The following is a 13,095-nucleotide window of genomic DNA, read 5'->3' as shown; positions in this document are numbered from 1 at the left end:
CCATTTTGGTGCTGCGTCGCCGCATTCTATCGGCAAAGCCATTGTGCATCCCGTCAATAATGGACAATTTATGATGCCAAAACGATCGATTTGTTCGACGAAAGGGGCGCGACGTGCACGAATCCACCACGGATGAGCTGGATGCGACGGATCTTCGTATCCTGAACCATCTCGTCGCAGACGGCCGCAGTTCGGACGTTGCCTTGGGCGAGCGCGTGCATCTTTCCAGCACGGCAACGGCGCGGCGCCGCAAGATCTTGGAAGAGCGCGGCGTGATCCGCGGCTACACAGCCGAACTCAATATGGCGGCACTGGGCTACGGCATCGACGTGCTCGTCTCCATCGAATTGAGTTCTCAGGCAGAACAAGCACTTAACGAATTCGAGTCGGCGGTGGTGCGGTGCCCGTCCATGTCGTTCTGCAGCTTCGTCTCGGGCGAGACCGATTTCATCATGATGATCCATGTCCGCTCGTTCGAGGATTACGACCGCGTCTATCGCCGCGAACTCTCGACCCTGCCGCATGTCGCTCGCATCCGCAGCAGCTTCCTGATGCGTTCGGTGGAGAAGCGGATCGTCGCGCCGGTTGCGCTCGAATCCAATCGTCGCCGCTGATACTAAACTTCAAGGAAAAGTATTACGGCGCACGAATCCGGCGCAGAAGCGGACTTTTCCAAAAGATTCCATCATTGCCGCGACCATCCCGGCGCCAATTTGCCGAGAAGCCGCGGCGCGTCTCGATTACACTGCAACGCACAACAGGGGCGGCGCAACGACGGAACGTACCCGACGCAGGACGAACCAACGATCAGGAGAGATGGCACGTCACCACGGGGGTTCCAAACATGCAAAACAGTCGCATCGGTCGCACGTCCTCGCGTCCATCCAGACTTCAGCGCCTCGCCCGGAACGGGATGGTCGCGCCCGGCGCGCTGATCCTATGCCTCGCCTGGGCCGGATCGGCCGCTGCCCAAACAGAGGCGCGCGGGCCGGAGAAGTCCGCGCCTGCCGAAGGGCAGACCACCAACACGCCCGGCGGCAAGCCCGAGGTTCCCGTCGATCCGCTCACCGGCGAACCGATCGCGAGCGAGGCCGGCGACATCGTCGTCACCGGATCGCGCATCGAGCGTGATGGCTATAGCGCGCCGACGCCGGTCAGCGTGATCAGCAGCAAGGAAATCCAGACCGAGGCGCCGGCCAATATCGCCGATCTGGTCAACACCCTGCCGGCGGTGCGCGGCAGTTCCACCGCCGCCAATTCGAACGGCTCGCTCAGCAACGGCCTTGCCGGCATTGCCAGCGTCAATCTCCGCGCCCTGGGTGCCAGTCGTACGCTGGTGCTGTTCGACGGCCAGCGTTCGGTCGCCTCCGCGACCAGTGGCGTGGTCGACGTCAACACCTTCCCGCAGGCGCTGATCAAGCGCGTCGAGGTCGTCACCGGCGGCGCCTCCTCCGCCTATGGGTCGGACGCGGTGTCGGGGGTGATCAACTTCATTCTCGACAAGGAATTCACCGGCGTCTCCGGTGACTATGAATTTGGCGTCACCACGTATGGCGACGGGCCGAACCACAAGGCGTCGCTCACCGCGGGCACACCCTTTGCCGGCGGCCGCGGCCATGTTCTCGTCAGCGGCGAATATTTCAATCAGACCGGCATTCAGACGATCGACCGCGACTGGAACAGCACCGGCTTCTTTCAGATCGACAATCCCGCTTATTCGGCGGCGGCGTGCAGCGACACGAGCGCCGCGACGATCTGCTATCCGGCGCGGCTGATCCAGTCGGGCATCGGCACCAGCCAGTTCACGCCCGGCGGCCTGATCAGCACGGGTCCGTTCCGCGGCACCTATTTCGGCACGATCGATCCGGCGACCGGCAAGGCGACGACCGGCACGCTGGCTTTTGGCCAGGTCAACGGCCAGTGGATGGTCGGCGGCGACTATAAGCTGACGCGCGAAGGCCATCTCGGCAGCGCCACCCTGCTTCCGTCCGAAACCCGTGGCAGCGGCTTCGGCCGCGTGAGCTACGAATTCTCCGACGCGATCGAGCTTTATGGGCAGGCGGCCTACAGCCGCTATGAAGGGCAGAGCTATTATCAGCAAACGCCGTCCACCGGCGTGACGATTCAGGTCGCGCCCAGCGCCGCCAATGGCGGGTTGGTGAACGCCTATCTGCCGCAATCCTTCCTCAACCAGGTGGCCGCCTATAACGCCTCGGTTGCGGCATCCAGCCGCATCAGCACCGTGTCGATCGGCACCAGCAACGCCGGCATCCCGCCCCAGGGCAGCGACAACACGCGCGAGGTCTATCGCTACGTCGTAGGGGGCAACGGAAAGTTCATCATCGGAGCAATCAACTGGTCCTGGAGCGCCTACTACCAAAAAGGTGTTACCAAGACGCAGGAACTGCTGACCAATGCCTGGAACACGTCTCGTATGGCGCTCGCCACCGATGCGGTGGTCGCGCCTGCCGGAAACAGCGCGGGCATCGCTGCCGGCACGGTCGTCTGCCGATCGACGCTGACCAGTCCCAGCAATGGCTGCGTGCCGATCAACCGCATCGGGGTGGGCGGCGTCTCGCAGGCGGCGCTCGACTATATCTTCTACAACGGTCAGCAGCCGCTGCGGTATCAAACGCTGAAGCAGGACGTTGCGGCGTTCAACTTCTCCACCAACAATCTGGTCGATCTCTGGGCCGGTCCCATCTCGCTTGCGTTCGGCGGCGAATGGCGGCGAGAATCCGTATCGGGCTTCGTGGATCCGCTTTTCCAGCCCAGCGTCACCAACGGGGTGTCCACGCCGACCTGGATCTACGGCAACTATGTGCCCAGCTTCGGCAAGTACAACGTCAAGGAAGGCTATGTCGAAACGCTGGTTCCGCTCTTTAAAGGCGCGGATTTTAACGGCGCGGTTCGGCTGACCGATTACTCCACCTCAGGCAGCGTGTCAACGTGGAAGGCAGGCGTCACCTGGCAGGCCGTTCCGGACGTGAAGCTGCGCGCTACCTATAGTCGGGACATTCGCGCGCCCAATCTGGGCGAGCTGTTCGCCGCCGCTACCGGGCGCACCAACACCGTCAACGTGCCGTTGGCCAACGGCACCCAGCGCGCGGACCAGTTCCTCGAAGCGACGATCGGCAACGCGGATCTGAACCCCGAAATCGCCAAGACGCTGGGTGTCGGTGCGGTGTTCACGCCCAGCTTCGTGCCTGGCCTCGCAGCCTCGGTCGATTTCTATCGGATCAAGCTGGACGGCGCCATCAACACGATCACTGCGCAGACCCTCGTGTCGCAATGCTATGAACAGGCCAATGCCGACGCCTGCTCGGCGATCACTACCACCGGCGGGCGCGGCGTCACCTCTGCGGGGCTGCTCATCACCAACATCGAGCTCAAGCCGACCAACTTCGTCTCGATCGAGTCCAAAGGCATCGATTTCGAACTCAGCTATCGCCGCAACCTGGGCGCAGGCAGGCTCAACCTGCGCGCCCTGGTCACCCGCAACCTCAGCCTCTACACTAACAACGGCATTGACGTGCCAACCGAGGCCGCCGGCCAGAATTCGGGCAGCCTGCCCAGCTGGAGCTATCGCTTCTCAGCCGGTTACGACATTGACAGTTGGACCTTCCAGCTCGTCGGCCGCGGCGTGAGCAGCGGCGTGTACGACAACAGCTACATCGTCTGTTCCACCGATTGCCCGGTCTCCACCGTCGCCAATCGCACGGTGAACACCAACCACATCCCGGGCGCGATCTATTTCGATCTCCAAGCCAATCGCGAATTCGCGGTGGGTCGCGTGAAGTTCCAGGGCTTCCTGTCGATCCGCAACCTCTTTGATGCCGATCCGGTGCTCGTCGCCAACGGTCCGACCGGCAACAACACGCCCGCCTATCCGCAGACCAACCGCAACCTCTACGATGTGCTCGGCCGAGTCTACCGGCTGGGGGTGCGCTTCCACTTCTGATCCCGCCGGGGGCGCGGTGTCGCGCCCCCGGCTGTCCTTCCCGCTGCCTCTAGGAGAGACCGGCCATGACCATCCTGTCCCGCACGCTCGCTGCCACGCTGATCGCGAGCACCACGCTTACCCAGGTCGCCCTTGCGGTGCCGCCGCCCGCCGATCGGCCCGCGCCGCAGGCGGCCGCTGTCGATCCCAAGGTCGCCCAGATGAAGTCCGATGCCGTTGCCCATGTCGATGGCCAGGCCAAGCTGGTGCAGGAGATGGTGGACTCCGTCTTCAGCTTTGCCGAACCCGGGTTCCAGGAATATCAGACGATGGAGTATCTGACCGGGATCCTCGCGAAGCACGGGTTCAAGATCACCAAGGGCGTCGCAGGCATGCCGACCGCCTGGACTGCGACCTGGGGCAGCGGCGGCCCGCTGATCGCGCTGGGCAGCGACGTCGACTGCCTGCTCGGGCTTTCGCAGGTGCCGGGCTCGCCCACGCTGAAGCCGCTGGTGCCCGGCGCGCCGGGGCACGGCGAGGGCCATAACGCCGGCATGCCGCTGATCATTGCCGCCGCGATCGCCGCCAAGACGGTGATGGAAAAGAACAAGATCCCGGGCCGGCTGATGCTGTGGCCCGGCGTGGCGGAGGAGCTGCTCGGCGCCAAGGCCTTCTACGTCAAGGCCGGGCTGTTCAAGGATGTCGACGCGACGATCTTCACCCATGTCAGCAGCGATTTCGGGACGGCCTATGGCAATCTCGGCAACAACGCGCTGGTGTCCGTGGAATATACCTTCCACGGCAAGACCGCCCATGCCGCCGGCATGCCTTGGGAAGGCCGTAGCGCGCTCGACGGCGTCGAGGTGATGGACACAGCGTGGAACTTCCGCCGCGAACATCTGCCGGTCACGCAGCGCTCGCATTATGTGATCACCAATGGCGGCGGCCAGCCGAACATCGTGCCCGACGTCGCATCGGTCTGGTATTATTTCCGCGAACAGAATTTCGACAGCGTCCGCAACCTGTTCAACATCGGCAACGAGATTTCGGAAGCGGCCGCTAAGGCGACCGGAACCACAGTCGATCGCCGCCTGCTCGGCTATGCCGCGCCCAATTTCGCAAACAAGCCGATGGCCGAGGCGGCCTATGCGAACATCAAGGCGGTGGGCATGCCGAAATGGACTGCGGATGACCAGGCCTTCGCCCGCGCCGTACAGGAAGCGAACAGCCGCACGGTAAAGCCGCTACCGACCGAGATCGGTCCCCTGTCGACCCCAGAGACGCGGGAACGCTCGCTCGGCGGCGGATCGGACGACATTGGCGACATCATGTGGACGGTGCCGACGATCACCATCCGCTTCCCCTCCAACATCCCCAGTATGATCGGCCACAACGTGCTTTCCGCGATCGCGATGGCCACGCCGATCGCACACAAGGGCGCGGTCGCCGGCGCCAAGGCGGTTTCGATGACGGTGCTAGACCTGATGACCGATCCCAAGCTGCTGGACGACGCCAAGGCCTATTTCCGCGACGTGCAACTGAAGGACCAGAAATATGATCCGGTGCTCGCCCCTACGGACCAACCGGCCATCCACCTCAACCAGGAGCTGATGGACCGGCTGCGCCCGAAGATGAAGCCGTTCTACTACGATCCGAAAAAATACCCCAGCTATCTGGATCAGCTCGGCATCAAATACCCCAATCTCGGCGCAAAGTAGGAATGACTGCAGCCGGTGCGTCCCCAGGCGTACCGGCTCTCCTTTGTTGGCGGCGCCGAGCTGCCGCATCGATAACAAGGCTGCCTCGTTTGCTAATGATTTGCAATAGCTTATATCGAGCGTTGTTCTGCGCATGCCGGGCGGTAAATCAGGGTGTGCGTGGTTCCTTCGCCTGCTGTGGGAGAAGCAGCAGTTGGCGCCCCTTCAGATCTAGGATGAATGGCCCGCGCGATAGAAACCCATTGCCCAGCAGACCGCTCGCCTTACCTTCCGGAACATAGCCGCTATCGACGGGAACACGCTCGATCCGAACTGTGCCCATCCGCAGCGCCGCCTGACCAACGCGGGTGGCGCGCGTGGTTCCATCTGCGGAGGTCTGGGATCCGTCACGCGTCGGAGAACCGGCAGGAACCACGCGCCGCCACGCTGCGTCGGACAGACGGATGACGCCACTATAGCCGAGATCGATCCTCAGGCCGACCTTCTGCTCGTTGAGCTCGGCCGCGACGATGGAGCCAGCCGCGATCGGCAGTACGGTAGTGCCCGGCATCGGCTTGGCACTACCGCCTTGATGGAACGACAACCGCCTGCTGCGGGGATCGATCAGAACGGCGAAATGATCCAGTACGTCACTGCCAAGCACCGCGTCCACCTGCCTGCCCAGCGCCTTCTCGACCGGACGAAGGTCCAGCGCCACCATTGCTCCGTGGACTCGGAAACTCCGTGTCGCTTCTAGTGTCACCGGGTCGGTCGTCGCGGTAGCGACTTGCGTCATCGCGCTGGTCACGACGCGCCGAGCCGAAGCGCGTAACCCGATCCCCGCCCGCTCTGCAAAACCCCGGTCGACCAGCGTTTGGTCGGCGCCATTGTCCAGCAGCACTGTAGCCGGTCGGCCGTTGATCGTCGCCTGGAACAGAATGTTGTTCCTCGCGGTGTCATACGCCATCGGAGCCCGATCCGCCGGGTCGGCCAGTCGCAGTCGGAGAGCAGCAGCAGCGCGACCCGGCCGACTGGCCGAAACGCTTTCCTGCGCGCCGTTCGGCTGCATCGCGGCCAGGCATAGGATAAGCAGTCGCATAGCGCCCGCCTAGCCGAGCTACGATCGGCCAGCAAACGAATAGCTTGGTTGGTGTCGTAGAGATGTACTCCCTTTGCGGTGGCGCCCCACAGAGGCCGAAGACGGGCACTTGGATTAGCTGAGAAGCGACCGCCCAACTTCTCTGAAGTGACGTTGTTAGAGTGACGCCCGTTTGGGCGCATTCCACCTTTTAACAGAAAGCAGAGCAGCAACTTTCAAGCGCCGGTTCCTCCACGGCATCGACACTTCGGCCATCGTGTTGATCCAGATGCGTGCCGCGTGTGTGCATTATCGGGGCGTGGAGGAAGAGGGCGATGTGACGATCGCGTTGTCAGCGCCGTTGCGGGCAAGCACCTCGGCCAGCGGGATCGGCCTCCGGCCGATCAGTTGGCTGAGCAGGGGGTCAGTGCGAGAGAACTCGCCGTTTCGCGCTGCGTGATACAGGCCGAGCATCATAGCAACGGCGCCTGCCGGCACTCCCCGCGCGCACAGCCATGCCTCCTGTTCCTCGTCAGACACCATACGGCGTTCGATCGTCCGCCCCGCTTGGCCTGAAAGCAGCGTCGCTATGCCCGCCAGATCGAGCGCCTGCTCACCCGTGAGCGGTGGGGTCGGTCCGTCGAAGCTGCCCTCGTTGCAAAGGACGGCAGCAGCCGCCGCTGCGAGATCGGCATGGTCTGTCCACGCGACGGGGCCATCTTCGGGCGCTTCCAGCACGCCGCTGTCCGCCGCGCCACCCATCAGCATCGTTACTGTCGCGGCGTAGAAGCCGTTGCGCAGCGCAGTCCAGGCGATTCCGGACTCCACAAGCAATGCCTCGGTCGCAGCATGGTCGTGCATCGGCGAAAAGGCAGACGTCTCGCATGCCCCCATGTGACTCGTGTAGACAATCCGCCGAACACCCACCGCCCGCGCGGCTTCGATTGCGTTGCGGTGCTGGGCTACCGCGTCGCCGCCTGATGCGCGCGCATTCGACGATAGCAGGAGAATCTGATGCGCCCCTTCGAACGCATCAGTCAGGCTGACGGGATCGGCATAGTCGCCGCGCCTGACCAGAATGCCGCTGGCTTCGAGGTCGGCCGCCCTGCCAGGATCACGCACGCTGATCGCCAGTTTAGTGGGATCCATCCGACTACGGAGTTCAGCCAAGATCTGGCGCCCGAGCTTGCCGGTGGCACCGGTGACGAGGATCATGCGGAACTCCTGTTTTCATCGGAAACGAAATATTGCTATCATTGATAACAGGCGCATGCAAGCAGCGCTATCAGCAAGTATGTAGCGATGCTAAGCGTACCGATATGAAGCTTGGCAACGACGACGACATTCCCGATACGCGAGCGCGCATCCTGGCAGCGGCCGCGCAGCTGGTCCTTGCGGGCGGCGTCCCAGCCCTGACGACGCGCGCGGTAGCTGCCGCCGCCTCTGTGCAGGCTCCGACCATCTATCGGCTGTTCGGCGACAAGCGCGGATTGCTCGACGCAGTGGCCGAGCATGGCCTCGCCGCATTCGTGGCGAGCAAGCGTCAGGTCGCGCCGCATCCTGATCCGGTGGAGAATTTGCGTGAAGCTTGGGGCGCCTATGTGAAGTTCGGCGTGGCCAACCCGGCTGTGTTCGCGATTATGAGCGAGGTCGGCCGCGCCGGCCCTCCGTCTCCCGCGATGCTGGCCGGCATGGATATTCTGCGCGCGCGGGTCGAACGGATCGCGCGTGCCGGTCGGCTCCGCGTGCCCGTGGAGCGGGCCGTCGCGCTGATCCACGCCGCCGGCACCGGAATCATTGCTACCCTGCTCGCCAGTCCGGCAGCGGATCGCGATCCGTTCCTTGCTCCATTGGCGCTGGAAGCGTGCCTAGCAGTGCTTGTCGAAGAGCCTACGCGCTCTGCCGCAGAACCTAGGGGGCTGGCAATTGGATTGCGGGCCCATCTGAACGCTGTGGCGCATCTTTCTCCGGGCGAGCGCCTGCTACTGGGCGAGCTGCTGGACCGCCTGTCGACTGATGCCGGAGAACCGGGCTAGACGCGGCAGCTTTCGATGGCAGTGTCAGGAATCCCGTGTGCCGGCGGGCGTAGAGGGGGAAGTTGCCGAGCGACAGCTTCCGCTCGCCAGAGCATCGATAGCGGAATCGCCACAGCAAGGCGCCATCAGGCTGGACGAGCAGATGGACCCGCCCGAGTTGAAAACCTTGAAGCGCCAGGGTGCAGGCTGAAGCGCTCAGAGCTGGACCACGGTAAGCATGGGGCCACGACTCCTGAAGCGTTCGTGGTCCCCTTTGCGTGGGCCACAGCGGAACATTATGAGAGATATCGGACCGGTTAGGCCCGTTTTTTCTCAGTTTCCTGCGATGATCATGGATAGGGACTCATTGCGGAAATCCAGCTTCGTTTTCGATGCCGATGGCACCAGCAGGCCTTGCCGCGCGACCCCGATCAGGCGCGGGCCGTGCTGCGCGCTGCCATCGACGCGGGGGTGAACCACCTCGACACCAGCGACTTTTCCGGCCCGCACGTCACCAACCGGCTGATCCGCGAGGCGCTGTTCCCATATCCGCAGGACCTGCAGATCGGCACCAAGATCGGCGCACGACGGGGTGAAAATGCCTCTTGGCTGCCGGCGTTCGCGCCGGACGAACTGGCACGCGCCGTCGCCGATAATCTCGAAGACCTCGGGCTGGAGGCACTGGACGTCGTCAATCTCCGCCTGATGTTCGACGTTCATTGCCCGGCGAAGGATCGCTCGCCGCACCGCTGAAGGTGGTGGCGGACCTGCAACGGCAAGGGCTGGTGCGCCATATCGGGCTCAGCAACGTGACACGCACGCAGTTCAAGGAAGCACGGGCGATCGCCGAGATCGTCTGCGTCCAGAACCAGTACAACCTCGGCCACCGCGGCGACGAGGCATCGCTGACGCTGCCGCAGGACGCAGTCACCAAGCTCGACGGAATCGGCAGGTGATCAGCCAGGCCGATTGGCGAGCACCGCGTCGAGCAACCCCGGAAAGCGGCGATCGAACTCGGATCGCCGCAAGCTATTGATCATCTCGCGCCCCACCTGCGTCGTCTTGATCAGCCCTGCCGCGCGGAGCAGCTTAAGGTGATTGGACAGCGTGCTCTTGGGGATGGCTTCGCAGGGCGCGGCATCCGTGCAGCGCAACCGCTCGGCCGCCGCCAGCCGCGCGACCATCTCCAGCCGATTGGGATCGGCCAGCGCATGCAGCGCCAGGTCAAGCGGGACGTCTTCCAGCCTTGGATGGGTGAAGCGGGCCATGCGATTGATATAGGGCGCTGTGATAAATTTAATAGTTCGGGAATGTTGAACTGTTGAACTGACGCGCCATATCCTTGCCTGCCGACAGCGCACGACGCCGTGATCGCGGGCCACATTTTCGGAGGATCTACATGTCACTTCAGGGCAAAAAGGCGCTCGTCTCCGGCGGATCGCGCGGGATCGGCGCCGCGATCGCCAAGCGACTGGCAGCCGACGGCGCGGCGGTTGCGATCACCTATGCCGGCAACAAGGCGGCAGCGGACGCCACCGTGGCGGCGATCGAAGCCGCCGGCGGTACCGCCTTCGCCTTCCAGGCCAATGCGGCCGAGCCGGCCTCGCAGCGCGCAGGCGTCGAACAGGCCGCCGCCGCCCTGGGTGGGATCGACATCCTCGTCCATAATGCGGGTGTGGCGGAGTTCTCGACCGTCACCGACGACACCGACGAAACCTATGATCGCCAGTTTGCCGTCAACGTAAAGGGCCTGCATATCGGCACGCGCGCGGCGCTGCCGCACCTTCGCGAAGGCGGGCGCATCATCCTGATCGGCAGCATCTCGGGCGAGATGGCCTTCCCCGCGACGACGGTCTACAGCGCGACCAAGGCGGCGGTTGCGGCACTGGCTCGCGGCTGGGCGAAGGACCTCGCGGCCCGCAACATCCTGGTCAACACCGTTCAGCCGGGGCCGATCGATACCGACATGAACCCGGCCGACAGCGACTTTGCCGGGCAGATCCTCAGCGCCATCCCGCTCGGGCGCTATGGCAAGGTCGAGGAGATCGCGGGTGCGGTCGCGTTCCTCGCCGGACCAGATGCCAGCTACATCACGGGCACGACGCTCAACATCGATGGCGGCGCGACGGCGTAAGACGAAGCCTCCGCACAGGTCAGGGCTGGTCGTCAAGATAGGCGGCCAGTTCTTCCGGCGTTCCGTTGGGGAAAGCCTCGCGCAAAAAGTCGAGAAACGCTGACACTCTGGCGCTCAGCAGGCGTCGCGACGGGTAGAGCGCCCACAAGGCGATATCCGAACCTGCCACATCGCCCCTCCATGTCAGCCGCTTCGCGGCAATATCGCGGCTGACCAGCGATAGCGGCAGCCGCGCCGCCCCGCCCCCGGCGCGGACCGCATCCCGGATCATCACAAGCGACGACAGCCGCAGCACCGGATCTATCGCGATTTCGTTTGTGCCGTCTATGCCCGTGACCGTCCAGTTCCGCGCCGGATCGCCGCCGCGGACCACGGCAGGAACCGCGCCACTTTCCGGCAGCACCAATTGCGCGCTCGTCACCACCACCAGCCGATCGTGCAGGAACGGCCGACCGACCAGCGCATCGTCGGCAGCCGGATCGACGCGGATCACCAGATCATAGCCCTCCTCGATCATCTCCACCGCGCGATCGTCAGCGGTGACCTCCAGCCGGACCTCGGGGTATCGCCGCGCGAAGTCGGCTGCCAGCCGCCCCATCGCGGTCTGCGAGAAGAGCAGCGGATTTCGGCGCGACGATCCTGCGGCCGACCTATTTCATCGACAACGAAGCGGTGGTGAAGGAAGTCATCCTCCAACACGGCGTCTACCCGATGACGATCGGCAGCAAGGGCGTCGCGATGGTGGATACCCGCGACATTGCGGAGGTCGCCGCGCTCGAACTGCTGCGCCGCGACCGCGCGCCTGAGAAGTTGCCGATCGAGACGATCAACCTGGTCGGTCCCGATACGCTCACGGGCGAAAGCGTCGCGGCGATCTGGTCCGACGTGCTGGGCCGCCCGGTTGTCTATGGCGGTGATGACCCCAGTGCGTTCGAGCAGAATATGGCGACCTTCCTGCCGCGCTGGACCGCCTATGAAATGCGCCTGATGGCGGAGCGCTATGTTAGCGACGGCATGATCCCGGATGATGGCGATCGCGAACGCCTGACCGCGATGCTGGGCCGCCCGCTGCACGGTTACCGGGAAACCGCTGTCGCATTGGCGGCTGCCTGACCGGCCGAATTCTCGCCGCGCCAGTCTCCGGATCACGAGTCCGGCGGCTGGCCCGCTTCGGCAATCCCCTTCCTGACGGACGCGGGCGAAGTCGGGTGGTGTCGATGCGACCTGCGCATCGAGCAGATCTCGTTGTGCTCCTGTCGCCGCCCGCGCTACCCCTAGCTTCGGTCCCGAGCGTTTCGGCAATGATGCCGTGGCAGGCAGCTGGTAATGAGCCGGTTAGTCTATAACTCGCAGCTGCCCTTTCTCACAGTCCCAGTTGCTTGCGCAGGCTCTTGTCGAACGCGTCGTCGGGCACGAAGCGGCGGAGCAGGCTGAACTTTTTGCCCTTGCCCGCTGGCCAGCGGAGCCGGGGCTTGGGCGAGGACGCGGCGGCCACGACCGCGTCCGCCACCACCTTCGCCTCGTCCCCGGTTTCCATCATGCCCTTGAGCATAAAGTGGATCATTGGCCGCGTCGTGGCGTAGGCGTCGAGATGCCGGTCGCCATAGGCGAGATTGGCGTCGAACGCCGTCTTCGTGTTCGCCGGCTCGACGGCGATTACCCGGATGCCGAAGCTGCGAACCTCGTGGTCGAGCGACTGGGAATAGCCTTCGACGGCATGCTTGCTCGCGGCATAAACGGCCATGTAGGGCGCCGGCATGAAGCCGAAGGCAGAGCTGATGTTGAGGATCCGCCCCCTGCCGGCTTCCCGCATGTGCGGCAGCACGGCTTGCGTCATGCGGATCAGGCCGAAGAGGTTCACCTCGAAGAGCTGGCGGGTCTGCTCGAGCGAGGTTTCCTCTGCCGCCCCCGCCATGCCGAAACCGGCATTATTGACCAGCAGATCGATCCGGCCGGCGCGTTGCAGCACGGCGGCGACCGTCGCCGCGACCGATGCATCGTCGGTGACGTCGCAGGCGAGCATGGTGATGCCCTCCTTGGTGGATCCGTCTGCCCGACGGCCGGTTCCGAACACCCGGTAGCCTGCGCTGCGCAGCGCTTGCGCGGTCGCCAGCCCAATACCCGATGATGCGCCGGTCACGAGCGCGACCGGCAATGCTTCCATGGTAGCCATTGCTTGCTTTCCTCAGATCGCCCGCCACACGGGCCTGGTTTCAGGAGCTTGGGAGCAG

The 13,095-nt window shown here is 64.2% G+C and carries 13 protein-coding genes; 8 read left to right on the top strand and 5 right to left on the bottom strand.

Going from position 1 to position 13,095, the window contains the following annotated elements; genetic code table 11:
- Nucleotides 1–113 precede the first annotated feature (113 nt).
- From B215_RS0101175 to B215_RS0101165, 3 genes are all read left to right on the top strand, one after another.
- Complete coding sequence (locus tag B215_RS0101175) at nt 114–614, top strand: Lrp/AsnC family transcriptional regulator (protein ID WP_019367790.1); 501 nt, start codon at nt 114–116, stop codon at nt 612–614.
- A 299-nt stretch (nt 615–913) separates the two neighbouring features.
- On the top strand, nt 914–3,961 hold the full coding sequence (locus B215_RS0101170; protein WP_019367789.1) for a TonB-dependent receptor plug domain-containing protein: 3,048 nt from the start codon (nt 914–916) through the stop codon (nt 3,959–3,961).
- Nucleotides 3,962–4,026: 65 nt separating this feature from the next.
- Complete coding sequence (locus tag B215_RS0101165; protein ID WP_019367788.1) at nt 4,027–5,658, top strand: amidohydrolase; 1,632 nt, start codon at nt 4,027–4,029, stop codon at nt 5,656–5,658.
- Nucleotides 5,659–5,806: 148 nt separating this feature from the next.
- On the opposite strand, the gene B215_RS0101160 is transcribed toward B215_RS0101165, so the two are convergent.
- Both B215_RS0101160 and B215_RS19400 read right to left on the bottom strand, forming a co-directional pair.
- The gene (locus B215_RS0101160; protein WP_019367787.1) at nt 5,807–6,736 is read right to left on the bottom strand and encodes an aspartyl protease family protein; all 930 of its coding nucleotides are present in this window, start codon (nt 6,734–6,736) and stop codon (nt 5,807–5,809) included.
- A gap of 288 nt (nt 6,737–7,024) precedes the next feature.
- Nucleotides 7,025–7,930: an SDR family oxidoreductase gene (locus B215_RS19400; protein WP_019367786.1), complete on the bottom strand. Its 906-nt coding sequence runs from the start codon at nt 7,928–7,930 to the stop codon at nt 7,025–7,027.
- 104 nt (nt 7,931–8,034) lie between these two features.
- Here B215_RS19400 and B215_RS0101150 point away from each other — a divergent pair, with 104 nt between their 5' ends.
- The 3 genes from B215_RS0101150 to B215_RS21950 all read left to right on the top strand — a co-directional run bounded on the left by B215_RS0101150 (nt 8,035) and on the right by B215_RS21950 (nt 9,686).
- Nucleotides 8,035–8,751 carry a TetR/AcrR family transcriptional regulator gene (locus tag B215_RS0101150; protein WP_019367785.1) on the top strand — a complete coding sequence of 239 codons (717 nt, stop codon included), beginning with the start codon at nt 8,035–8,037 and terminating at the stop codon, nt 8,749–8,751.
- Between the two features lie 393 nt (nt 8,752–9,144).
- Nucleotides 9,145–9,483, top strand: a complete 339-nt coding sequence (locus B215_RS19395) for an aldo/keto reductase (protein WP_272942587.1) — start codon at nt 9,145–9,147, stop codon at nt 9,481–9,483.
- A 5-nt stretch (nt 9,484–9,488) separates the two neighbouring features.
- Nucleotides 9,489–9,686, top strand: a complete 198-nt coding sequence (locus B215_RS21950) for an aldo/keto reductase (RefSeq protein ID WP_272942586.1) — start codon at nt 9,489–9,491, stop codon at nt 9,684–9,686.
- Here B215_RS21950 and B215_RS0101135 read toward each other — a convergent pair whose 3' ends face one another.
- A complete protein-coding gene (locus B215_RS0101135; RefSeq protein ID WP_019367782.1) occupies nt 9,687–9,998 on the bottom strand; it encodes an ArsR/SmtB family transcription factor in 312 nt (103 codons plus the stop codon).
- A 131-nt stretch (nt 9,999–10,129) separates the two neighbouring features.
- Here B215_RS0101135 and B215_RS0101130 point away from each other — a divergent pair, with 131 nt between their 5' ends.
- Nucleotides 10,130–10,864 (top strand): SDR family oxidoreductase, encoded by a 735-nt coding sequence (locus tag B215_RS0101130; protein WP_019367781.1) that lies wholly within the window; start codon nt 10,130–10,132, stop codon nt 10,862–10,864.
- Nucleotides 10,865–10,883: 19 nt separating this feature from the next.
- On the opposite strand, the gene B215_RS19390 is transcribed toward B215_RS0101130, so the two are convergent.
- Entirely contained in the window at nt 10,884–11,483 is a 600-nt protein-coding gene (locus tag B215_RS19390) for a substrate binding domain-containing protein (RefSeq protein WP_269083845.1), read from the bottom strand.
- Nucleotides 11,484–11,539: 56 nt separating this feature from the next.
- On the opposite strand from B215_RS19390, the gene B215_RS19385 reads away from it, so the two are divergent.
- A complete protein-coding gene (locus tag B215_RS19385) occupies nt 11,540–11,977 on the top strand; it encodes an NmrA family transcriptional regulator (protein WP_236704510.1) in 438 nt (145 codons plus the stop codon).
- A 250-nt stretch (nt 11,978–12,227) separates the two neighbouring features.
- On the opposite strand, the gene B215_RS0101115 is transcribed toward B215_RS19385, so the two are convergent.
- A complete protein-coding gene (locus B215_RS0101115) occupies nt 12,228–13,037 on the bottom strand; it encodes an oxidoreductase (RefSeq protein WP_019367778.1) in 810 nt (269 codons plus the stop codon).
- Nucleotides 13,038–13,095: the final 58 nt, after the last annotated feature.

Source organism: Sphingomonas sp. ATCC 31555 (genome assembly GCF_000282895.1).
Classification (GTDB): domain Bacteria; phylum Pseudomonadota; class Alphaproteobacteria; order Sphingomonadales; family Sphingomonadaceae; genus Sphingomonas.
Note: the sequence above shows the minus strand (reverse complement) of the source record. Positions and strands in the feature narration are given on the sequence as shown.

Bases quoted from the DNA above. Each gene is read 5' to 3' on its own strand.
- B215_RS0101170 (WP_019367789.1), top strand. From the start codon at position 914: ATGGTCGCGCCCGGCGCGCTGATCCTATGCCTCGCCTGGGCCGGATCG.
- B215_RS0101165 (WP_019367788.1), top strand. From the start codon at position 4,027: ATGACCATCCTGTCCCGCACGCTCGCTGCCACGCTGATCGCGAGCACC.
- B215_RS0101160 (WP_019367787.1), bottom strand. From the start codon at position 6,736: ATGCGACTGCTTATCCTATGCCTGGCCGCGATGCAGCCGAACGGCGCG.
- B215_RS19400 (WP_019367786.1), bottom strand. From the start codon at position 7,930: ATGATCCTCGTCACCGGTGCCACCGGCAAGCTCGGGCGCCAGATCTTG.
- B215_RS0101150 (WP_019367785.1), top strand. From the start codon at position 8,035: ATGAAGCTTGGCAACGACGACGACATTCCCGATACGCGAGCGCGCATC.
- B215_RS0101135 (WP_019367782.1), bottom strand. From the start codon at position 9,998: ATGGCCCGCTTCACCCATCCAAGGCTGGAAGACGTCCCGCTTGACCTG.
- B215_RS0101130 (WP_019367781.1), top strand. From the start codon at position 10,130: ATGTCACTTCAGGGCAAAAAGGCGCTCGTCTCCGGCGGATCGCGCGGG.
- B215_RS0101115 (WP_019367778.1), bottom strand. From the start codon at position 13,037: ATGGCTACCATGGAAGCATTGCCGGTCGCGCTCGTGACCGGCGCATCA.